Source organism: Ammoniphilus soli (genome assembly GCF_040813775.1).
Map to the genome: position 1 here is coordinate 21,891 of NZ_JBEGDL010000015.1, position 22,685 is coordinate 44,575.

General features: G+C 45.2%; 21 protein-coding genes and 5 riboswitches. Of the genes, 20 read left to right on the plus strand and 1 reads right to left on the minus strand.

The window, feature by feature from the left end; translation table 11 throughout:
* Nucleotides 1-12 precede the first annotated feature (12 nt).
* Complete coding sequence (locus ABLT31_RS23925) at nt 13-513, plus strand: PTS sugar transporter subunit IIA (protein ID WP_367756488.1); 501 nt, start codon at nt 13-15, stop codon at nt 511-513.
* A 307-nt stretch (nt 514-820) separates the two neighbouring features.
* Here the strand turns inward: ABLT31_RS23925 and ABLT31_RS23930 are convergent, their stop codons facing one another.
* Complete coding sequence (locus ABLT31_RS23930) at nt 821-2,929, minus strand: helix-turn-helix domain-containing protein (RefSeq protein ID WP_367756490.1); 2,109 nt, start codon at nt 2,927-2,929, stop codon at nt 821-823.
* Nucleotides 2,930-3,051: 122 nt separating this feature from the next.
* Here ABLT31_RS23930 and ABLT31_RS23935 point away from each other — a divergent pair, with 122 nt between their 5' ends.
* From ABLT31_RS23935 to lipA, 19 genes are all read left to right on the plus strand, one after another.
* On the plus strand, nt 3,052-3,759 hold the full coding sequence (locus ABLT31_RS23935) for a DUF5058 family protein (RefSeq protein ID WP_367756492.1): 708 nt from the start codon (nt 3,052-3,054) through the stop codon (nt 3,757-3,759).
* A 22-nt stretch (nt 3,760-3,781) separates the two neighbouring features.
* Nucleotides 3,782-4,498, plus strand: a complete 717-nt coding sequence (locus tag ABLT31_RS23940) for a small-conductance mechanosensitive channel (RefSeq protein ID WP_367756494.1) — start codon at nt 3,782-3,784, stop codon at nt 4,496-4,498.
* Nucleotides 4,499-4,520: 22 nt separating this feature from the next.
* Nucleotides 4,521-5,933 carry a M20 family metallopeptidase gene (locus tag ABLT31_RS23945; protein ID WP_367756496.1) on the plus strand — a complete coding sequence of 471 codons (1,413 nt, stop codon included), beginning with the start codon at nt 4,521-4,523 and terminating at the stop codon, nt 5,931-5,933.
* Nucleotides 5,934-6,057: 124 nt separating this feature from the next.
* Entirely contained in the window at nt 6,058-7,356 is a 1,299-nt protein-coding gene (locus tag ABLT31_RS23950; RefSeq protein ID WP_367756498.1) for a helix-turn-helix domain-containing protein, read from the plus strand.
* A 147-nt stretch (nt 7,357-7,503) separates the two neighbouring features.
* Complete coding sequence (locus tag ABLT31_RS23955) at nt 7,504-8,685, plus strand: M20 family metallopeptidase (protein ID WP_367756500.1); 1,182 nt, start codon at nt 7,504-7,506, stop codon at nt 8,683-8,685.
* Between the two features lie 21 nt (nt 8,686-8,706).
* Nucleotides 8,707-8,901 (plus strand): DUF3311 domain-containing protein, encoded by a 195-nt coding sequence (locus ABLT31_RS23960; RefSeq protein WP_367756502.1) that lies wholly within the window; start codon nt 8,707-8,709, stop codon nt 8,899-8,901.
* A gap of 2 nt (nt 8,902-8,903) precedes the next feature.
* Complete coding sequence (locus ABLT31_RS23965) at nt 8,904-10,382, plus strand: sodium:solute symporter family protein (RefSeq protein ID WP_367756504.1); 1,479 nt, start codon at nt 8,904-8,906, stop codon at nt 10,380-10,382.
* A gap of 152 nt (nt 10,383-10,534) precedes the next feature.
* Nucleotides 10,535-10,645: riboswitch (glycine riboswitch) on the plus strand.
* Between the two features lie 164 nt (nt 10,646-10,809).
* Nucleotides 10,810-11,130 carry an iron-sulfur cluster biosynthesis family protein gene (locus ABLT31_RS23970; RefSeq protein WP_367756506.1) on the plus strand — a complete coding sequence of 107 codons (321 nt, stop codon included), beginning with the start codon at nt 10,810-10,812 and terminating at the stop codon, nt 11,128-11,130.
* A gap of 27 nt (nt 11,131-11,157) precedes the next feature.
* Complete coding sequence (lpdA, locus tag ABLT31_RS23975; RefSeq protein WP_367756508.1) at nt 11,158-12,573, plus strand: dihydrolipoyl dehydrogenase; 1,416 nt, start codon at nt 11,158-11,160, stop codon at nt 12,571-12,573.
* 96 nt (nt 12,574-12,669) lie between these two features.
* Nucleotides 12,670-13,554, plus strand: coding sequence for a pyridoxal 5'-phosphate synthase lyase subunit PdxS (gene pdxS, locus ABLT31_RS23980; RefSeq protein WP_367756510.1), 885 nt, complete (start codon nt 12,670-12,672; stop codon nt 13,552-13,554).
* Between the two features lie 95 nt (nt 13,555-13,649).
* Nucleotides 13,650-13,895, plus strand: a complete 246-nt coding sequence (locus ABLT31_RS23985) for a hypothetical protein (RefSeq protein ID WP_367756512.1) — start codon at nt 13,650-13,652, stop codon at nt 13,893-13,895.
* 76 nt (nt 13,896-13,971) lie between these two features.
* Nucleotides 13,972-14,075, plus strand: a riboswitch (glycine riboswitch).
* A 2-nt stretch (nt 14,076-14,077) separates the two neighbouring features.
* Nucleotides 14,078-14,157: riboswitch (glycine riboswitch) on the plus strand.
* A gap of 96 nt (nt 14,158-14,253) precedes the next feature.
* Nucleotides 14,254-14,358: riboswitch (glycine riboswitch) on the plus strand.
* Between the two features lie 2 nt (nt 14,359-14,360).
* A riboswitch (glycine riboswitch) is annotated at nt 14,361-14,466 on the plus strand.
* A gap of 100 nt (nt 14,467-14,566) precedes the next feature.
* Nucleotides 14,567-15,817, plus strand: coding sequence for a serine hydroxymethyltransferase (gene glyA / locus ABLT31_RS23990; protein WP_367756513.1), 1,251 nt, complete (start codon nt 14,567-14,569; stop codon nt 15,815-15,817).
* A 39-nt stretch (nt 15,818-15,856) separates the two neighbouring features.
* Nucleotides 15,857-16,354 carry a serine dehydratase beta chain gene (locus ABLT31_RS23995; protein ID WP_367756514.1) on the plus strand — a complete coding sequence of 166 codons (498 nt, stop codon included), beginning with the start codon at nt 15,857-15,859 and terminating at the stop codon, nt 16,352-16,354.
* 19 nt (nt 16,355-16,373) lie between these two features.
* Nucleotides 16,374-17,258 (plus strand): L-serine ammonia-lyase, iron-sulfur-dependent, subunit alpha, encoded by an 885-nt coding sequence (gene sdaAA / locus ABLT31_RS24000; RefSeq protein WP_367756515.1) that lies wholly within the window; start codon nt 16,374-16,376, stop codon nt 17,256-17,258.
* Between the two features lie 13 nt (nt 17,259-17,271).
* Nucleotides 17,272-18,378, plus strand: coding sequence for a glycine cleavage system aminomethyltransferase GcvT (gene gcvT, locus ABLT31_RS24005; RefSeq protein ID WP_367756516.1), 1,107 nt, complete (start codon nt 17,272-17,274; stop codon nt 18,376-18,378).
* A 36-nt stretch (nt 18,379-18,414) separates the two neighbouring features.
* Nucleotides 18,415-18,804 (plus strand): glycine cleavage system protein GcvH, encoded by a 390-nt coding sequence (gene gcvH / locus ABLT31_RS24010; RefSeq protein WP_367756517.1) that lies wholly within the window; start codon nt 18,415-18,417, stop codon nt 18,802-18,804.
* A gap of 3 nt (nt 18,805-18,807) precedes the next feature.
* On the plus strand, nt 18,808-20,160 hold the full coding sequence (gene gcvPA / locus ABLT31_RS24015; RefSeq protein ID WP_367756518.1) for an aminomethyl-transferring glycine dehydrogenase subunit GcvPA: 1,353 nt from the start codon (nt 18,808-18,810) through the stop codon (nt 20,158-20,160).
* Nucleotides 20,153-21,673: an aminomethyl-transferring glycine dehydrogenase subunit GcvPB gene (gene gcvPB, locus ABLT31_RS24020; RefSeq protein WP_367756519.1), complete on the plus strand. Its 1,521-nt coding sequence runs from the start codon at nt 20,153-20,155 to the stop codon at nt 21,671-21,673. The genes gcvPA and gcvPB overlap by 8 nt, the downstream gene beginning before the upstream one ends.
* Nucleotides 21,654-22,532 carry a lipoyl synthase gene (gene lipA, locus ABLT31_RS24025; protein ID WP_367756520.1) on the plus strand — a complete coding sequence of 293 codons (879 nt, stop codon included), beginning with the start codon at nt 21,654-21,656 and terminating at the stop codon, nt 22,530-22,532. The genes gcvPB and lipA overlap by 20 nt, the downstream gene beginning before the upstream one ends.
* The last annotated feature ends 153 nt before the right edge of the window (nt 22,533-22,685 follow it).

Below are 22,685 nucleotides of genomic sequence, written 5' to 3' on the forward strand. Positions count from 1 at the left end.
GGGAGGAAGAGCATGTTTAAAAAATTATTCGGTGTAAGAGATAGAAAAAAAGAAGAGGTCCTTTTTTCTCCCCTTAGCGGAAAAGTCCTAAACCTTCAAGAAGTGCCGGATCCGACTTTTGCCCAGAAGATGTTGGGGGAAGGAATTGCAATTGAACCGTTTGAAGGGAAGGTTACTTCTCCAGTGAATGGCGAGATTATTCAGATATTCCCGACAAAACATGCGGTTGGTATTCTTTCGGAAAGCGGATTGGAAGTCTTAATTCATATTGGGATTGATACCGTATCGATGGATGGTGAAGGATTTACCGCCCGCGTTAAGGCGGGAGATCGTGTGAAAGTAGGGCAGCCTTTAATTGACTTTTCCATAGAATTAGTGAAAGAAAAAGCGGCTAGCACTATTACCCCGATGATAATTACGAATTCCGAGCGAATTGAACAAATTGATTTTGAATCCCCAAGTGCACCGGTAAAAAGCGAAACGGTCTTGATGAAAGTAAAAGTAAAATCGTAATAAAACAATATAATGAAAAAAATACCTAAATAGAGCAGAGTCGGAAGTACTACTCAATTTAGGTATTAACTGGATAACTATTAACAGTGCCTTTTCTTCAAGATTGAGAGGCGAGCTTCTAGACTTTCATTCCATCTTCTTGATGCAAATCATAAGGCAAACAAAGCGGGTTAAAGCATTTATCGTAAATAGTTCAATTAACTTCATTTTGGTTATGGGTGAGGTATTCGCATAAAAAAGAAGTGGAGACAGCTCCACTTCTTTTGTTAAGTACGCAACTCTATTTTACGATTGTCGGAAAGCTGCACTATGGAGAAGAATATTCAAAGGTTTCCCGCAAATGGAAGGCTAAGAGAATTTTCAGCCAATCATCAGGATCATCAAAATTAAGTTTCAGCAATTCTTCTATTTTTTTGATTCGCTGGTAGAGTGTGTTGGTGTGGATATGAAGTTTCTCGGCCGTTTGAACGTTAGACCTGTTCGAATGAATGTAGGTGAACAAGGTTCTTTCCAAGTCATTGCTTATCGCCTTTTCGCTTCTCAATGGTGCAAGAATTTCTTGAGTAAAGTGTTGGATTTCATTGGGTTGCTGGTTCAAAAACAATCGATTGATGCCAATCTCTTCATATCTCATCATGCCTAACCGATTACGACTTTCCAAATAAAAAAGGACTTTGCTTGCTTCATCGCAGCTCTTGGCTATATGCAGAATCCCCTCATGCGGATTACTTACCCCTACCCGCAAGGGCGAATTGTCCCGGTTCGTCCACTCCTTGATAATGAATCCTATATTCTTCAACGTCTCTGCTAATTGGCTATGATCCTTCAATGAGAACACCAAGGTTACTTTATTGTGATATCCAATGATGAGACTGTCTTTCAGAGGTACTCCTTTTTTGATTTGATAGGCTAGTCTGTAGCTGTCCGCTCCAAGGGTTTGCAAATCTTGATAGGAAGTAATTTCAAATACAGCCACCATGAATAAGGAAGACGCGTGAAGCCCGAGTTCTTTGCCTTTGATTAATAAGTGTTCATGGTCAGTGGTTTGGATTAGTTCATTAAACATTTCATGTGTTTTCTTATAGTAGACCTCGGCTTGCGTTCGTTTTTTTACTAACTCTAAAGCAAGTATGGAACTCCCTTGTTCGATGGTGATCCGATCCAGTCGGGAAAGTGGCGTAATCAACGGAGTGATGATACAGCCTAAAAAGACGGTACCCGTAAAGATAGGGTAAATATAAAAACATTGGGTCGTATTTTCGATTATGTCGATATATACCGGTTTCCTCCTGTTGAATGAGATTCTGGAGATTTCATCTAAGCTGAATGGCGGATACCGGTTTTGATGCTTAGGATAGTATTCCATTTCTAGCGCATCAAAGAATAATACCGTTCGGTCCATCATTCTGGCCATTTCAGCAAGGATAACTTCGCCGCCTTGATTATATAAGGAGAGTTCAGTTAGGGTATCATGTATTTCATTGCGTTTTAAAAGGAAATGATTTTTTTCCTTTAATTGATTCGTTAAATGGGTAACTTCCTCCAGCCTTTTATTCACTTCGCTATGAAGCTGAGCATTTTGTATCGCAATGGCCGCTTGATCGGCAAAAGCCTGCAGCAAATGTAAATCATGTTTCGTCAGTTTTCCTTCATATTGATGAACCGTCAGGACGCCAATCCGCTTTTCGCCTAGAGAAACGGGAACCGAGGCTAAAGCATTCACTCTGTTGGAGTTTTCGTTACTGTGAAGGTACAGAAAATTGTCTTGAGAAATATTGCTCATGTCCTGATAAATTTCCGTTCGGGAATTATAAAGTCTGGAGCAGCCATCTTGAAAAACCTTTCCTGTAATAGACTCTCCAACCTTTATTTTAAAAGAATAGATATCTTCGCTGAATCCAACAGCGGTCTTAGGGATCAAATAGTCCGTTTCAACGTCATACAGCTGCAGAAAGCCGGCATGTGCAGTAGGAATGACCGCAAGGGCGTTGGTTATCATTTTTGTGAGTAACTCATTCACGTCCAGGGAGGAAGTGATCGAGCGAATACTTTCTACCATACTCACCAATTCCTTCCCTTTTCTCTCGATCTCTTCCTGGGCAACAATAAGGGAAAAAAGGAGATGAAAATGCTCAAAATCTTCCTGCTGAAGATCGATCTTATTATTAAAAATACAGAGGACGACTTGATAATTTTCAGGATAAAAGAGAGAAAGAATGCTTTTATCCTCATTCTCGACGAAGCTAAATTTTTCTTCCGCTTTTCGGGTAGGAAGAGGGGAAAGGGCTTGGAGCTCGATCCCTTTCGTATAAACTAATCCAGGCTCTGTATTTTGCGGTTGACAAACCCAAATCTGAAAAGGATTGTTGGATAATTTCTTGTCCATATACTCAAAGAGCTCTTGGTTCCGATCCATGATCCATCCTCCTTCGTTGTTGTTTTCAACATTGGAAACGCTTAAACGCTGTTTAATTGCACATTGAGTTAATTGTATAATATTTTATAATATTTATTAAATAATCAAAAGGGGGAAAAAATATGGAACAAGTCATGCAATTGGCAAATAGCTTTCCGCTCTGGATGTTCGCATTACTTGTCGTTGGTGTCGTTATATTTCAGGCCGTCACATTTATCAGACTTTGTGTAAAGACCAGTTCATCCGTCGGAATGACCTCCGCGGAGGTTCGATCCGCCATTAGAGCGGGGGCGATTAGCTCTTTAGGCCCTACTCTGGCCATTGTATTTGTAGCTATTTCCCTCATGACATTAATCGGAGACCCGATGACCTTAATGCGAATTGCCATTATTGGCTCTGCTGCTATAGAAACGGTAGGTGCTAGTCTCGGTGCCAAGGCAGCCGGAGTAGATTTGGGATCTCCTGACTTTACGGCACAGGCTTTTACTACAGCTGTTTGGGTGATGTGTCTTGGCGGAATGGGTTGGCTGTTATTCACAGCCCTATTCACCAAATCTCTTGGGAGAATACAGGAAAAAGCTGCTTCTAATAGCAGAAATGTAACCGTTTTAAAATTGATCTCTATCACAGCCATGATAGGAGCCTTTAGCTATCTGGGAGGCAGCGAAATGGTGAAAGGGATCGAACAGTCCATTGTGTTAGTGGTTGCATTTATCGTCATGCCGATCATTATGTCGGTTGCCAATAAGCTTAAATTAAACTGGTTAAAAGAATGGTCGCTTGGATTCGTTGTCGTTGTAGGGTTATCCATAGGTTACTTCATATCTTAATGGGAAGGGTAGGGAAGATATCATGTCAATGGAGACTGCAGGGAAAAATTTAAATATTAGTGAACGTGTTGCGGGGAAAGAAATAGATTTTGAGACTTTTCATGAGAAATCCCATTTTTGGGGTCGTTTGACGATCTGGTCCGTTATCCTTCTGACGTTAATGGTGCCTCTTTACCTTTCCTTTGTACTTGGCTACCATCCTGGTTGGACAACCATTCTTTCCGGGTTTGCTGCTTATGCCTCTATTATTGCTATTGTCTGGGTCGTTGAACCGGTCAGTTATTATCCCATCCTAGGTGTTTCCGGGACCTATCTGGGCTTTTTAACAGGTAATATAGGAAACATGTGCCTTCCTTGTGCTTCCGTCGCCCAAAGCGTTGTGGGTGCAGAACCTGGAACGAAAAAAGGTGAAATTACCGCGACACTGGCCATCGCTGCTGCCTCCATTACGAATGCGGTAATCCTGCTATTCGTTATCCTGGGAGGCTCTTACCTGCTGTCCGTCTTGCCGGAATCGGTGGCTAGTGCATTCAAATTTGTCCTTCCTGCCATATTTGGGGCCGTCATCGCGCAATTTGCCATACAAAAACCGGTTTGGGGAATCATTGGAATCGCCTTTGGACTATTCGTTAATCTTGGCCCGGTACCGCGTGCTTTTCAAACCTTTGTGTGTATCCTTGGAACGGTCGTAGTTTGTATGCTTTTGGAAAAAATCAAGGGTCAAAAGAAAAGCGGATAAACCTTAATATATGGAGGAGATCATGAGTAAACAAAATCTATTACAATTAATTGATAGTCAACAGTTAGAGTTTACTGATATGGCTAAAAAGATTTGGGAGAATCCCCAATTAGCCTATGAAGAAAAATATGCTTGCGATTTACAGATTGCCAGACTAAAGGACGAGGGTTTTCGCATTCAAGCGCCAATTGCGGGAATCTCTACTGCCTTTGTCGCTGAATATGGCTCAGGTAGACCCATTATTGGTATATTAGGTGAATATGATGCACTGCCTGGGCTTTCTCAAACCGTTGGTGTGGTTCACGAACCTATTATTCCCCAAGGTCATGGTCATGGATGCGGGCATAATTTGCTTGGAACAGCGGGGGTCGAAGCGGTTATTGCCTTAAAGAAGGTGATGGATGAAGAAAAACGGGGTGGAACGATTCGCTATTACGGTTGCCCAGCCGAAGAAGTACTGTCAGGCAAAAGCTATATGGCCAGAGCAGGTGTCTTTGATGATTTGGACTGTGCTTTAACCTGGCACCCGGGTACATCCAATATTCCAGTGAATATGAGTATGCAAGCCTTAGTATCGATTAAATTTCATTTTAAAGGAATTCCGGCACATGCTGGACAATCCCCCCATGCAGGGAGAAGTGCGTTGGATGCCGTTGAGCTGATGAATGTGGGGGCAAACTATCTTCGGGAGCATGTACTGGATGGTTCCCGTATTCATTATGTGATTACCAACGGAGGACTTGCTCCCAATGTAGTACCGGAGGATGCGAGCGTTTGGTATTACCTTAGAGCAGCGACAAAAAAGCAGACAGAAGATATGCTGCGAAGAGTACAAAAAATAGCCCAGGGAGCTGCCCTTATGACGGAAACGAGCGTAACCTCAGAAATATTAGCAAACATATATCAGACCCTGCCCAATGAAGCGTTAAATGATCTGATGTATGAAAATATGGAAATCGCCAGTCCGTTGCCATTCAGTGAAGAGGAACAGGAATTCGCACGAAATCTAGTGAGTACCATCCATCCGGACAATCCGGCACTCCTTTCGGAAATAGGGGACCTGCTTCCGGTCATCCCTTTTAATGACAAGTCATTATATGGTAAATCCATGGGAGGTTCATCCGATGTCGGTGATGTCAGCTGGATGATACCACTAGGGCAAATCATGACAACTTGTGCGCCAAAGGGTGTAGAATTTCATACTTGGCAGGCCACTTCCTCATTCGGTTCCTCGATCGGCTTCAAAGGCATGCATTTGGCAGCCAAAACAATGGCTTTAACCGCCTATGATCTTCTCATGAATAAAGATCATATTTTAGATAAAGCAAAAGAAGAATTTCGGCGAAGCACCGAAGGAAAGCCCTACGTTCCGGGGATTCCGGAAGAAGTTCAGCCGCCTGCAGGAATGGAAAATAATCAACCGCTAAAAATATAATTGAAGACCACCCTCTCCCAAGCTTTGGCAGAGGGTTTTTATTATGGATGAAAAGACTGGAGTTCTGCCAATCAAAGAGTATAAAATAATCTATAAATAAGGATGAAGAGAGTAGGAATGAGGGATGTATAGAGTAGGGGTGGTTGGACCTCAACGATCTGTAGATCGAATTTTGGATGTAGCTAAGGAATTTAACCAAGGGATGGAATTTATTCCTTATCCCTTTAAAGATCATGCAGAGATAAAATCATTAGTCTTGGAATGCAATCATCAAGTGGATACATGGCTTTTTTCAGGTCCTATTCCGTATTTATTGGCGAAAGATGCATTGGACTCAGATGAGGATTTGGTTTATATACCAGCAATGGAATCGGGACTCTACAAAGCCTTATTGGATTTGGCATATGAACTGAGGGAAACATTGAACAGCGTGAGCATCGATTATCCCATGGAGATGTATCCCATAGATGAAGTACTGCATCAATTGGAAAGGCCGCCTCGTGACATTCACGTAAAACCCTTTGATAGTCATAGTTCAACGGAGGAATTGGTGTCTTACCACCTCGATTTGTGGAAACGAGGAAAGATCCAAGGCGCTTTAACTTGTCTTCCCTCCATTAGTGAGGCGTTAAAAGAAGCCGGAGTCCCTGCCGCTTGGATTACGACTAGTCGGTCGACGACGCGCCAGACTCTAGATATCCTGGCTGAAAAAATGAGGACTTCTTATTTTAAGGACACGCAGATTGGAGTCGAAATGATTGAAATCGAACATTTTGACCAGATTTTTCAGAAGGCCAAGACTCCTTATTATCTGCAGCATTTGGAGCTGCGGTTGAAAGATACCCTTCTGCACCTCTGTGAAAAATTGGACGGGTCTTTTTCGGATAGGGGAAACGGCCGCTATGTCATCTTCAGTTCACGGGGAGCTATCGAACGAGAAATTCCGGTGCTCCAGAACACCATTCGCCAGATGTCCATGGAAGCCGATACCACGGTAGCGGTGGGGATCGGATTTGGTGAGACCGTTCTTGCTGCGGAAGTGAACGCACATTATGCCATACAACAGTCCAAGGAAAAGCCGGAACGGGGAATTATTATTGTGCAGGAAAACGGAATGGTGATCGAATCAGCAGGTCAGGAGGAAAAACTGGTCTATTCCGCTCGAACGGATGATCAATCTTTGTTTGAAAAGCTAAAGAAGGGGAATATTAGCGCCAAGACTTTTAATAAGCTAGACGCTTTAATCCGTAGGATGGGCTGGAGCGGTTTTACTATAAAAGATTTGGCTACCCATCTTCACATGACAGAACGCCATGCCAACCGCATCATGACCGATTTGTGCAGAGTGGATTTAGCCGAGTGTATCGGCGAGGAGTCCCACGCCACTCGTGGAAGACCAAGTAAAATTTATCGATTGAAATAAGCATCCAATTTTGGGTGCTTATTTTTTATACATTTTTGAATTTGGAAAAAAGGATTGAAATAAGCGTTTTCATGATATAGAATAATTTAAGACAATATCTTTAATTATTCATTAAATAAAGACAAACAAAAATGTGGAGGGAGAATCATGAAGTCAGGATTATTGAATGAAAAGCTCGAAATGGTTAAGGATGACGTTATTGCATGGCGAAGGTACCTTCATCAGTACCCGGAATTATCCTTTCAGGAAGAAAAGACCTCTCAGTTTGTATATGAAACGCTGCAATCCTTCGGAAATCTGGAACTTTCTCGTCCAACGAGAACTAGTGTGGTTGCCCGCCTGCTTGGCCGGGAACCGGGAAAAGTTTTGGCTATGCGTGCTGACATGGATGCTCTTCCCATTCAAGAGGAAAATGAATTTCCTTTTGCCTCTCAAAATCCTGGGATTATGCATGCGTGCGGTCATGACGGACATACGGCCATGCTACTTGGGGCGGCTAAGATCCTAAGTCACTGGAAGGACCAAATAAAGGGAGAAATTCGATTTATTTTTCAGCATGCGGAGGAACTGCCTCCTGGAGGAGCCCAAGAAATGGTCAAAGAAGGGGTCATGGAGGGCGTAGACAGGGTTTTTGGTATTCATTTGATGTCTACGGTGCCTTTTGGGAAAATCGGGATTGGATACGGTACGATGACCTCTGCTAACGATACATTCAGTATTAGGATTCAAGGAAAAGGAGGCCACTCTTCGATGCCGAATGATACCATCGATCCGATTGCCATTGGTGCGCAAGTTGTAAGCAATTTGCAGCATATTGCATCCAGAAATTGCGATCCGATGGAAAAGTTCGTATTATCCGTGACATCATTTCACGGCGGAGATGCTCTCAATGTCATTCCGGATACAGTGACTTTGGGTGGCTCAGTTCGCAGCTTCAATCCGAAACTTCGCGATCATGTACCAGAGCTAATGGAAAAAATAATAAAAGGGATCACCGAAGCCCATGGAGCTTCCTATCAGTTTGATTATCAGCGTGGCTATAGCCCTGTAATCAATGATGATAAAGTGACAAATTTGATTGAGGAAACCATTCTTGACGTATGGGGAGAAGATACGTTACTAAAGATCCCTCCGATGATGGGGAGCGAAGATTTCTCCGCCTTTGCGAATGAGGTACCGGGTTGCTTTATTTTTGTGGGAGCCGGAAACCGGGAAAAAGGAATAATTTATCCGCATCATCATCCGAAGTTTACGGTGGATGAAGACTCTCTCGAAATAGGTGTAAAGCTGTTTGTAAATTCGGCATTTAAGCTTTTAGATGCACAATAAACTGTACGAGGAGGGCTACACGTGAAACTCATTCACTTATTGTCTCTAATCCCCTTTATCGGGATTCTTGGGGGAATCCCCTTTGCCAATAAGGTTACTCCCTATGTCCTAGGTATGCCATTTATCCTTTTCTGGATTGTCCTATGGCTGATTTTGTCATCGGGACTCATGGCATTGGTTTATAAGTTGGATCCAGCAACCAAGGAGAGTGATTGATCATGAATTTTGCTCTTATCATCATTATTGGTTTCTTGGTTCTTTCCCTTTATTTAGGGATTAAAGCGAAACAGGGAAAGGCTATGAATTTGGAGCAGTGGACGGTAGGGGGAAGGGGGTTTGGCTCCTTCTTTGTTTTCCTTCTTCTGGCTGGAGAGATTTATACAACTTTTACTTTTTTAGGAGCAAGCGGATGGGCTTACGGAAAAGGTGGGCCGACTTTCTATATTCTCGGTTACGGGGCGCTCGTATACATCGTTTCGTATTATTTGCTTCCCCCAATCTGGAGATATGCTAAAGAACATAACCTGATGTCACAATCCGATCTTTTCGTAAAGAAATACAACAGTCCCTTTTTGGGTGTAGTAGTATCCTTGGTTGGCGTGGTTGCTTTGATTCCTTATCTTGTCCTTCAATTTAAGGGATTAGGGATTATTGTATCTGAAGCCTCGTATGGTTCGATATCTCCAACCCTTGCGGTTTGGATTGGTGTGATTAGTGTAACCGTCTACGTCATGATTTCGGGGATTCATGGTTCGGCCTGGACGGCTATTGTAAAAGATTTCATGATTCTTGCTGTTGTTTTATTCATCGGTATTTATTTTCCCTTCCATTATTATGGGGGTATTCAACCGATGTTTGAAGCCATTGATGCTGCTAAGCCGGGTTTTCTGACTCTTCCCGATAAAGGACAAGGAGTATCCTGGTTTATATCCACCGTCCTCTTGGTCGCTCTTGGTGCTTGGATGTGGCCGCATTGCTATGGTGCCATTTATTCTTCCAAAAATGAGAATTCGTTCCGAAAAAATGCGATCATGATGCCCTTGTACCAGTTGGTTCTGTTATTTGTTTTCTTTGTCGGTTTTGCTGCTATATTTCAAGTTCCCGATTTGAAGGGGCCGGATGCCGATCTTGCTTTACTGCGACTTTCCATTCAAACCTTTGACCCATGGTTTGTAGGAATCATCGGGGCAGCAGGCTTACTGACGGCTTTAGTGCCTGGTTCCATGATTTTGATGACCGCTTCTACTTTATTAACCAAAAATGTTTACCAAGTCTTTGTGCCGACCGCAACGGATCAGGAAATTGCAAAACTGGCCAGAGGATTAGTTCCTGTGATATCTCTCATTGTTTTGGTTTTCACCCTGCAAGGGGGAAGTGCCATTGTAACACTGCTTTTGATGGGATATAGCTTAGTCACTCAATTGTTCCCATCCTTGGTTTGCAGCCTTTTAAAGAATAACCCCGTTTCCAAACAGGCTGCTTTTGCGGGCATTATGACAGGTGTAGCAACGGTGGCTTACACAACGATAACCAGTACAACACTTGGTACGTTATTCCCTTCTTTGCCGCAGACGATTCAAGATCTAAACATCGGTATTATAGCCTTGTTCATTAATGTTATCGTCATGTTTGCGGTAAGTCTGGCTACAAGTAAGGTTAACCCCGAATCAGCGGAAATCGAAGCGAAAGTGAGTTAACAACATTTCAAAGTAGAAAAGCATGGGGAACTAGGATTTTCTATGTTCTCTATGCTTCTTATCTCTGGTGAACTTTCTATAACGAAAAATGGTTGACGAAAATGTATTATGAGGGTAAGATGATTTCTATAATACGAATTGCATATTTGCGGATGATGATTGTGGGAGAGACTGAATGGTTTGTTGTTCAGCACCGAAGGAGCAAGTCCCCAAAAAAAACCTTGGGATTGAATCTCTCAGGTAAAGAGTACCACAATTGGACGCGCCTCTGGAGAGAGCGATGAGCCACCAAAGGGGATGCTTCTTGTCAATGATGAGAAGTTAAACTCTCAGGTAAAAGGACAGAGGAAAGGTAGAATATTTATATTCTACTTTTCCTCTGTCCTTTTTGTGTTTGGGGGAAAGTAGGGAAGAGGGGGGGAAGTTTATGAAATTAAGTCTAACAGAAGCGGCACGATTCGAGTTGCAAAAGCTGAAGTTTCCGGACGGTATGGCTTTACGTCTTGATGCGGAGTTATCGGGATGCTGTTCGTGGAATTTCACGGTAAAGCTGATCATAGATGAACAGAGGAGAAATGATTCGTCCATTATGGAGGGAAATATCCCTTTTTTTATTGATCATTTTACAAAAAAATATTTGGGTGAAGATCTGTTACTAGATTTTGAGGCTTCTAAGGGGTTTACCATCAAAAGTTCGGAAGACGTTTTTACCTGTGATTCAAATGGAATATACCAGCTAACGACCTAGGGTCGGTTCATAATGGAGGTTAATGATATGACTACAGGAAAATCGGTAATAGGAGTCGATGTACTTGTCATTGGTTCAGGTCCAGGTGGTTATGTGGCAGCTATTCGGGCTTCTCAACTCGGAAAAAGCGTAACTATCGTAGAAAAAGATACAGTTGGCGGTGTCTGCTTAAATCGGGGGTGTATTCCTTCGAAGGCACTGATCTCAGCAGCGCACCGTTATGAAATGGTAAGCGATTCGGCTGAACTTGGAATCAAAGCAGACGGGGTTCAAATCGACTTCACCAAGGTCCAGGAATGGAAAAAAAGTGTAGTAAACAAACTGACGAATGGTGTTAGTTCTTTATTGAAAGGAAATCGCATTCAAAAAATAGTCGGGGAGGCATCTTTTGTCGCTGAAAATGAAGTGAAAGTAACCCATGGCGATGAGGCAAAGGTTTATCGGTTCAATCATTGCATAATAGCCACAGGTTCTCGGCCTGTTGAATTGAAAGCTTTTCCTTATGGAGGAAGGATCCTATCTTCCACCGAAGCGCTTGACCTTCAAGAGATTCCTAGGCGTCTGGTTGTGATAGGAGGAGGTTATATTGGGATTGAATTAGGTCAAACCTACGCAAAATTCGGGACCGAAGTGACGATTCTGGAAGGAGCCGACTCGATCTTGCCGGGATTTGAAAAAGAAATGTCCCGTTTTTTGGGGCGAAGCTTGAAAAAACTTGGAGTCCAAGTGTTCACCCAGGCCATCGCTCAAAGTGCGGAACAGACGGATTCCGAAGTGACGGTTACCTTTACCGCAAAAGGAGAAGAGAGGAAAGTAACTGCGGATTACTTGTTAGTTACAGTGGGTCGTCGGCCAAATATTGATCAATTAGGGCTTGAAGCCATTCAATTGAAAACAACGCAACGCGGGTTGATTGAAGTCGATCAGCAGTGCAGGACGAGCATTCCTCATATTTATGCGATTGGCGATATTGTAGAAGGACCGGCGTTAGCGCACAAAGCTTCGTATGAAGGAAAAGTAGCCGCCGAGGCCATTGCAGGAAAAGATAGCGTTGTCGATTATAAAGCGATTCCTGCCGTTGTGTTCTCCGATCCTGAAATAGCCAGTGTAGGATGCAATGAGACTCAAGCGAAGGATCAGGGGTTATCCATAACAATAGGGAAATTTCCTTATGCGGCCAATGGCCGCGCCTTATCCCAGCATGCAGGCGATGGGTTTGTTAAAATCGTTGGCGACAAGGAAACGGGTTTGGTGCTGGGGGCGCAAATCGTGGGACCAGAAGCTTCTAATCTCATTGCGGAGGTGGCCCTGGCCATAGAGGCGGGAAATTCTTTAGAAGATATCGCTCATACGATTCATGCTCATCCAAGCTTAGGGGAAATCGTGATGGAAGCTGCCGAAGGAGCGCTTGGCGAGGCGATTCATCAGATAAGCAAAAGTTAGGCGCCATCCATTCAGGAGACTATATGATGAAAGTAGATTTTTAAAATTAATAGAGGTGTGGGAGTGGATTTCACCAGTATATTTAGGAGGTCATGAATGATGAAAACGGGAACGTTGGATGTAAAACGGGGAATGGCGGAAATGCAAAAGGGCGGAGTAATTATGGATGTTGTTAATGCTGAGCAAGCGAAAATCGCTGAGAATGCTGGTGCTGTGGCTGTTATGGCATTAGAGCGAGTACCATCTGATATCCGTGCCATGGGTGGTGTAGCTCGCATGGCTGATCCCAGTATTATAGAAGAAGTCATGAAGGCGGTTTCGATTCCGGTCATGGCTAAAGCAAGGATTGGACATATCGTTGAAGCCAAAGTTCTTGAAGCCCTAGGAGTAGATTATATAGACGAAAGTGAAGTATTAACTCCGGCAGATGAAGTGTTTCATATTAATAAAAAAGAGTTTACGGTTCCTTTTGTGTGCGGGGCCCGGGATTTAGGAGAAGCTTTGCGAAGAATTGGTGAAGGGGCATCGATGATTAGGACCAAAGGGGAGCCCGGTACTGGTAATATTGTAGAGGCTGTACGTCACCAACGGATGATACAAAGTCAGATTCGAAAAGTACAGGCTATGTCCTATGACGAGTTAATGGCAGAAGCAAAAAATCTAGGGGCACCTTATGAGTTGTTAGAGTTTGTGCATCAACATGGGAAACTGCCTGTTGTGAACTTTGCGGCAGGTGGAGTGGCTACTCCTGCAGATGCTGCGTTGATGATGCATTTGGGATCGGATGGTGTCTTTGTGGGATCTGGGATCTTTAAATCAGACAATCCGGAGAGGTTTGCCAAAGCCATTGTCGAGGCGACCACTCATTATCAGGATTATGAATTGATTGGGCAATTATCTAAGAACCTAGGAACGGCTATGAAAGGAATCGAGATATCAAGTCTTCTGGCAAATGAGCGGATGGCTGTGCGCGGGTGGTAACGCAGCTTTGGGGGGATGGGATGTGAAGGCGAAAAACTCTCCTTCACATCCATGATAAAACCTAATCTATACATTCAATTGGAGAAAAAATGGCCATGAGAGAATTAAAAATGCTTGATCAAGAGAATGTACGATCGGTACGATTTTGTTCCAATAAAAAACAGCATCGCGTTTTTGGTTACAATAGCTGGAAATGGTACTGCAGTGAATGCGGTATCCAATGGGCACTCAATGTTTATTCCGGTAGCATTCAATCTTATCAATACTTGGCGGACGGAACAAAGGAATTTCTTGAAGAGGTCTCTTTGGAATCATTTTTGGAAAAGAAAAGAGAAGGTTAAATGCCACAAAAAACTTGACAACATCGTGACTGTGAATTATTATATAATTAATGAATGTCCAAATTTAATAAAGCGATTGAATATTGCGGGAGAGACTGGACGGTTTGTTCAGCACCGAAGGAGCAAGTCCTAAAAAACCTTAGGATATAAACTCTCAGGTAAAAGGACCGCAATAGGACGCACCTCTGGAGAGAGCTATTGGGCCACCAAAGGGGAAGGTTCTTGTACACAGGAACTAAACTCTCAGGTAAAAGGACAGAGGAAGGGTAGAATGTAAGTTACATCTATCTTTCCTCTGTCCTTTTTTGTGCTGGGAAAGATAAGTAATGGGTTAGATTTCAACTTTATAATATGGCGGATGATGATTGTGGGAGAGACTGAACCGGCAAGGTCAGCACCGAAGGAGCAAGTCCTAAAAAGCCTTAGGAACTAAACTCTCAGGTAAAAGTACTGCAATGGGACGCGCCTCTGGAGAGAGCGATGAGCCACCAAAGGGGAAGGTTCTTGATAGAAGTCTTAATGATACAGGACGGCTACGCAAGAGCTAATCTCTCAGGTCAAAGGACAGAGGAAGGGTAAAAGTATATTTATTGATTTTACCTTTCCTCTGTCTTTTTTCGGGAAGGTACAGAACTGGTGTTCTTGTCAAAAGGATGAAGGAGGCTGTTTGGATGAGTTTGCAGATTCATGACCATGAAATTTATGAAGCGATTGAAAATGAAAGAAAAAGACAGAATACCACATTGGAATTGATTGCCTCGGAAAATTTCGTCAGTCAGGAAGTCATGGATGCCATGGGATCGGTTCTTACGAACAAGTATGCGGAAGGGTATCCTGGCAAGCGATATTATGGAGGCTGCGAATTTGTTGATGTGGTTGAAAGGCTGGCGATCGAACGGTTAACCCAATTATTTGGAGCGAAGTATGCCAATGTACAGCCTCATTCCGGCGCACAGGCGAATACGGCTGTCTATTATTCACTGCTTAATCCTGGAGATAAAATTATGGGCATGAACTTGTCCCACGGTGGTCATTTAACCCATGGAAGTCCTGTCAGCATTTCCGGAAAGTGGTTTGATGTGGTGGCTTACGGGGTTAGAGAGGACACTCATCTCATTGATTACGATGAACTGGAAGCGATCGCTCTACGCGAACAGCCTAAATTAATCATAGCCGGGGCTAGCGCATATCCGCGTGTGATTGATTTCGACAGGTTTAAAAAGATTGCTGACAAGGTAGGCGCTCGTTTGATGGTGGATATGGCTCATATTGCTGGTCTAGTGGCTGCAGGTCTGCATCCGTCTCCACTTCCGTATTCAGACGTGGTGACGAGTACCACCCATAAAACCTTGCGTGGGCCACGCGGCGGCATTGTGCTGACGAATGATGAAGAAATCATCAAGGGGATCAACAAATCGATTTTCCCAGGGCTGCAAGGTGGACCGCTTATGCATGTCATCGCTGCCAAGGCGGTTTCGTTTAAAGAAGCATTGCAACCGAGTTTCAAGGATTATGCGGCCCAAGTGGTGAGAAATGCCTCTGTTCTAGCGGAAACCCTTAAGGCGGAAGAAGCTGTTCTGGTTTCCGGCGGAACCGATAATCACTTGCTGATGATCGATGTTCGTCCATGGGGGCTAACGGGAAAAGAAGCGGAACATTTATTGGAAGAAGCGGGCATTACCGTCAATAAGAATACGATTCCCTATGATCCGGCAAGCCCCTTTGTCACAAGCGGCATTCGAATCGGAACGGCGGCCATCACCTCTCGCGGCATGAAAGAAGAAGACATGGTCACTATCGCTCAAATTATAGCAGCCGTTCTAAAAACCAAAGGGGATGCCGAGGCAGTCAGGAAACATAGAGGGACTATTCAACAATTATGTGAAGCTTATCCCCTATACGAACGCGTGCGAATCTCGTAAAAGTCTTTAATTTAGATAAGAGAGGGAGGCATTAGATCTATGTTATACAACAGCTGTTTTGATATTATTGGGCCCATTATGGTCGGACCGTCGAGTTCCCATACAGCAGGCGTTGTATCGATCGGAAAGTTTGTCTATGACTTCCTGGAAGGTTCCCCTGAAAAGGCAACCATCGTTTTCTATGATTCATTCGCTGAGACGCATAAAGGTCATGGAACGGATAAAGCGATCATAGGTGGATTGATTGGAATGGATACGGACGATGTTCGGATTCGGCATGCCGTGGAAATGGCGGGGCAACAGGGCTTGGAGATTCAATATGTGTTAGAAAATGAGTGCCCTTATTATGATCATCCGAATACGGTCCTCATTCAGGCAGAAAAAAATGGGGTAACTGAAACGATCGGCGGGGTTTCCTTAGGCGGCGGGATATCAAAAATCTTTCATATTAATGGCTTTAGCGTCGATATTCCGCTCAATGCCCCCTATGATTTGGGACGGTTGAGGGAATATAAACGGGATCTTATTTATTCTTAGTTTGCGAGGAAGATACGACATGGATATCCAATCAATGAAAGAATTGCTCAACCATTGCGAACGAGAGAAAAAAAGTATAGCGGAAATCATGCTGGACATCGAAACCTCGAAGTCTAACCGGCCTCGTGAGGCGATCATACAGATGATGAAAGAACGCTTAAGCAAAATGAAAGAGGCAGTAGATCAAGGGGTATCCGATCGGTCGACGGCACCAAGCGGCATTTCCGGTGGAGATGCTTACTTGATGGGGCAATATCAAAAAAAGGAAGATGTTCTCAGCGGTCCTTATATTGCAGATGCCATGCGATTCGCGTTTGCCACCTCGGAAAGCAATGCACGCATGGGTGTCATTGTGGCGACCCCGACAGCAGGATCGGCGGGAATTTTGCCCGGTTGCTTATTTTCCCTCTATGAAAATGGCGACTTCACATATGAACAGTTGGTAATGGGGCTGTTTACCGCTAGTGCGATCGGCTATGTCATTGCGAATCGCGCTTTTATCGCCGGTGCAGCGGGCGGATGTCAGGCGGAGGTTGGTTCGGCCACCGCGATGGCCGCTGCCGCGATTGTGGAACTTAAGGGTGGAACCCCTGGTCAGGCCATTCATGCGGCATCCATTGCCCTGAAGTCGATGCTGGGATTGGTTTGCGATCCGGTTGCCGGATTGGTGGAAGTCCCCTGCATTAAACGGAATGTGATCGGCACGTCGATTGCCTTCTCATCAGCCGATATCGGCTTGGCAGGGGTGGAAAGCCGCATTCCTTGCGATGAGGTCATCGCTGCCATGTACGATATCGGAAAGAACATGCCTCGTGCCCTCAGGGAAACGTCCCTTGGAGGGCTGGCGATCACCCCTACGGGAGAAAAGATCAGGAAACGGATTATGGAACAAAAAACAAATTAGGAGGGGTGGCAGTATGGAAGGGTTAAAGCGAACGCCACTATACCCGCTCTATGGAAAATATGGCGGGAAAACCGTTGATTTCGGCGGCTGGGAGCTTCCTGTTCAGTTTAGCAGCATCATCGAGGAACATCACGCGGTTCGAACCCGTGCGGGTCTATTCGATGTTTCTCATATGGGTGAAGTCGTGATGAAGGGGCCGGATGCCAAAAAAGCGGTCCAGCGGTTGGTTACGAATGATATCAACCCGCTTCGGGAGAATCAGGCTTTGTATGCGGCCATGTGTTACCCGAGTGGGGGAACTGTCGATGATTTGCTCGTTTATAAGATCAAAGAAGATGAGTATCTCTTAGTGATTAATGCATCCAACATCGAAAAAGATGTTTCCTGGATCATCGAACAATCCACAGGAGATCTCACGATCGATAATGTATCCCCTAAGATCGCCCAGCTGGCCTTGCAAGGTCCAAAAGCGGAAGAAATCCTGCAAAATTTGACTTCCTTTAACTTGTCGGATCTCAAATTCTTTTATTTCCAAGAAAAGGTGGACATTGCAGGCATTCCAACGCTCGTATCCCGTACCGGCTATACGGGCGAAGACGGATTCGAGCTTTATGTGGATGCCTCCGATGCATGCAGCTTGTGGGAAAAAATCTTGGAGGCAGGGAAAGGGGATATCCTTCCTTGCGGTCTAGGAGCACGAGATACGTTGCGGTTTGAAGCAAGGCTTCCCCTTTACGGCCAAGAGCTGGATAAGGATATAAGCCCGCTCGAAGCGGGTATCGGCTTTGCGGTGAAGTTGGAAGCCGAGGAAGGTTTTATTGGAAAGGAAGCCCTCATCCGACAAAAAGAAGAAGGGATTCCTCGCAAATTGGTTGGCATTGAAATGGTAGGGCGCGGGATTCCGCGTACGGGCTATCCGGTTTATGCTAGCGGAGCAGCCTTGGAGGATACGCCTATCGGCTATATCACATCAGGAACCCAATCTCCTACGTTAAAGAAGAATCTGGGCTTGGCCTTGATCCGTTCCGACTTTGCGAAGCTGGGCACGCAGCTGGAGGTTGAAATCCGAGGAAAACGGGTGGACGCGGTTACGATCAAATCCCCTTTCTATAAGAGATAAATCTAGTAAATTACAAAACATTTTGGAGGAATAACCATGAGTCAAGTCATTTCTAACCTACTGTACAGCAAGGAGCATGAATGGGTGGAGGTGTTAGGCGATAACCGAGTGAGGATCGGCATCACGGACTTCGCCCAGCATCAGTTAGGGGATATTGTCTTCGTTGAAATTCCGCAAGCGGATGAAGAGGTAACCGTAAATCAAAGTATGGGGACGATCGAATCGGTAAAAGCCGTATCGGAAATCTTTTCGCCGGTGAGCGGCAGAGTAGTTGAAGTGAACAGCGAGCTGGAGGATGCACCGGAAACCATTAACGGAGAGCCGTACGGCGGGGGCTGGATGGTGGTGGTTGAGCTGGGTCAACCGGATGAGTTGAAAGAACTCATGACAGCAGAGCAATATACTTCATTTACCGAGGAGGAATAAGACGTGAAGCATCGCTACCTTCCCATGACCATAGAAGACAAGAAAGAGATGTTATCCTTTCTTGGGATTGAAGATGTCAGTGAGTTGTTTTCGGATATTCCGGAGGAGGTTCGCTTTCAGGGCTCGCTGAATATTCCTAAGGCTCTATCCGAACCGGAAACCGTCAAGCATTTTACCAGACTGGCCAACAAGAATGTGAATAGCTCAGAGTATGCCTATTTCCTTGGAGCTGGAATCTATGATCATTATATTCCAAGCACTGTCAATCACGTCATTTCACGATCTGAATTTTATACAGCTTACACTCCTTATCAGCCGGAGATCAGTCAAGGGGAGCTGCAAGCCATCTTTGAATTTCAAACGATGATTTGCGAGTTAACCGGCATGGATGTAGCTAATTCTTCGATGTATGACGGTCCTACAGCGCTTGCGGAAGCAGCCAATTTAGCCGTCGGCGGAGCAAAAGGAAAAAAGATCGTGATCTCCAAAGCGGTACATCCGGAGGCAAGAGCCATTTTAAAAGTCAATGCTAAAGGACAAAGCTACGACGTCGTGGAGATTGATGTAAAGAATGGAGTAACAGATCTAGAAGCCTTGGAACAAGCGGTGGATGAACATACCGCTGGAGTCATTGTCCAGTACCCTAACTTTTTCGGGTCCATTGAAGATTTAGCGGCTGTGGAGAAAATCGCCCACAAATACAAAGGAATGTTTATCGTGAGTTCCAATCCGCTGGCTTTAGGCGTTTTGCAGCCACCTGGATCATTCAAAGCGGACATCGTAGTGGGGGATGCCCAGCCATTCGGGATTCCAATGCAACTGGGTGGCCCTTCTTGCGGATACTTCGCTGTCAGCGAGAAATTGATGCGCAAAATTCCGGGGCGGATTGTCGGACAAACGGTAGACCAAGAAGGAAAGCGCGGGTTCGTGCTAACCTTGCAGGCACGTGAACAGCATATCCGCCGTGAAAAGGCGACATCCAATATTTGCTCCAACCAGGCGCTGAATGCTTTGGCCGCTTCCGTTGCGATGTCAGCGATCGGCAAGCAAGGGATTCGAGAGATGTCCAGGATGAATATCGAAAAAACGTATTATGCGAAAACCCAAATTGCAGGCTTAGCCGGATATGAGATTGCGTTTGATGCTCCTGTTTTTAATGAGTTTGTCGTCAAGGTTCCCGGCAGCGTAACGGAAATCAATCAAGCCCTATTAGAACGCAAGATCGTAGGAGGGTATGACCTGGGACGGGATTATCCGGAGCTTGCAGGCCATATGCTTCTGGCGGTAACGGAAGCGCGCACCAAGGAAGAAATTGATTCCTTAGTACAAGGATTGGAGGAGATCGGACGTGCTTAACAACAAGGAGAAATCTCTTATTTTTGAAATGAGCAAGGCAGGTCGGGCAGCCTATAGCCTGCCCGACAGCGATGTTCCTTCTGTGGAGCCATCATCCGTGATTCCGGCTCACCTGATCCGCGAAACCCCGGCTGAATTGCCGGAAGTATCGGAACTCGACCTGGTGCGGCACTATACGGAATTGTCCAATCGGAACCATGGCATCGATTCCGGGTTTTATCCGCTCGGATCCTGCACGATGAAATATAACCCCAAAATCAATGAAGATGTCGCCCGTTACGCGGGTTTTGCCAAGATTCATCCGTATCAGGCGGAGGAAACGATCCAGGGAGCTCTCCAGGTCCTTTACGATTTACAGACCGAGTTGGCGGAAATCACGGGCATGGATGCCGTAAGCCTCCAGCCTGCGGCGGGTGCGCAAGGCGAATGGACGGCGCTGATGATGATTCGCGCTTACCATGAAAGCCGCGGGGAAAAGCGGAACAAGGTGATCATTCCGGATACGGCGCATGGAACCAACCCGGCCAGTGCATCGGTCGCGGGATTAGAAACCATCACCATTTCTTCGGATGAGAATGGAAATGTGAATTTGGAAGAGTTGCGAAAAGCGGTAGGTCCGGATACAGCTGCTTTGATGCTGACCAACCCGAGTACGCTGGGTTTATTCGAAGAAAATATTCTGGAAATCGCCGATATCGTTCATCAGGCCGGCGGCATGCTCTATTACGATGGAGCGAATACGAATGCGATTCTAGGGATTGCCCGTCCGGGAGATATGGGATTCGATGTGGTTCACTTGAATCTGCATAAGACCTTTACAGGTCCTCACGGCGGAGGCGGACCCGGTTCCGGCCCGATTGGCTGCAAAAAAGAGCTGATTCCTTTCATGCCCCGTCCGGAAGTAGTCAAGGACGGAGACAGCTATCGGCTCAACTATGATATGCCTGATTCGATTGGCCGGGTGAAGGCATTCTACGGCAACTTCGGCATTAACTTGCGCGCCTTTGTCTATATTCGCTCGAATGGTCCGGATGGATTGCTTCGCGTGTCACAGGAAGCCGTACTGAATGCCAATTACATGATGAGAAAATTGGCTCCTTATTACGATTTGCCTTATGACCGCATTTGCAAGCATGAATTTGTCTTGTCGGGAAGAAGACAGAAGAAGCTGGGGGTAAGAACCCTGGATATCGGGAAGCGATTGCTTGACTTTGGATATCACCCGCCAACCATTTACTTCCCGCTGATTGTTGAAGAATGCATGATGATCGAACCGACGGAGACCGAATCGAAAGAAACGCTGGATCAGTTTATCGAGGCCATGATCCAAATCGCGAAGGAAGCCGAGGAGAATCCGGAAATCATACTTGAAGCGCCTCACCACACGGTCATTACCCGACTGGATGAAGTAGCGGCGGCTCGCAAGCCGATCTTGAGATACAAGAGACCGGCAGGTGGAGAGGATCAGCCGCAAGCGGAAAGGAGCACGGCTCATGAGCTTATCCAAGCGTGAGGCGAAGCCGGAATGGCTAAAGATTAAACTTCATACCAATGAAGAGTTTAAGGAAATCAAGGCCATCATGCGGGGCAAGGAGCTTCATACCGTATGCGAAGAAGCCAAGTGTCCCAACATTTACGAATGCTGGAGCAATCGAACTGCCACTTTTATGATTTTGGGAAGTATCTGCACCCGGGCCTGCCGCTTCTGTGCCGTAACGACGGGACTCCCGACAGAATTGGATTTGGAAGAACCCCTGAAGGTGGCCACAGCTACAAAACAAATGGGGCTTCAGCATGTAGTCGTTACTTCTGTTGCCCGGGATGATCTGGCAGACGGAGGAGCCTCCATCTTTGCTGAAACGATCAAGGCCATCCGACAGATGAATCCGCTGACGGGGATCGAGGTTTTGATTCCCGACTTCGGAGGGGATTCCAGTGCACTCGAAGTGGTTCTGCGGGCCAAACCGGATATCCTGAACCACAATATCGAAACGGTGGAGCGATTGTCTGATCAAGTTCGGGCGAAAGCGAAGTATTCCCGCTCTCTGGCATTACTGAGGAATGCGAAGGAACTGGGTACCAACCAGAAGACGAAGTCTAGCATTATGCTCGGCTTAGGGGAATCCAAACCGGAAATTTTAGAGACCATGTATGATTTGCGGCATGTCGATTGTGATATCCTGACCATCGGGCAGTATTTGCAGCCAACAAAAAGACATCTGCCTGTTAGAAAATATTATACACCGGAAGAATTTGCGGAGTTTCGCAAAATAGGGATGAATATGGGGTTTGCCCATGTGGAATCCGGTCCCCTGGTTCGAAGCTCCTATCACGCGCATGAACAAGTGCAGAAGGCTGCAGGTGGAAGGTAGTTGGAAAATCTCCACTTACAATAAAACTTTATCAGATTTCATATGAAATAGTTGGAAAATGTGCCGCTAATCACGATAATGGCTCCGTTTTGGATCTTTTTCTCGATGGTAAGTGGACTTTTTCCAACTAACCCCTTATTATTTTTCTTCATT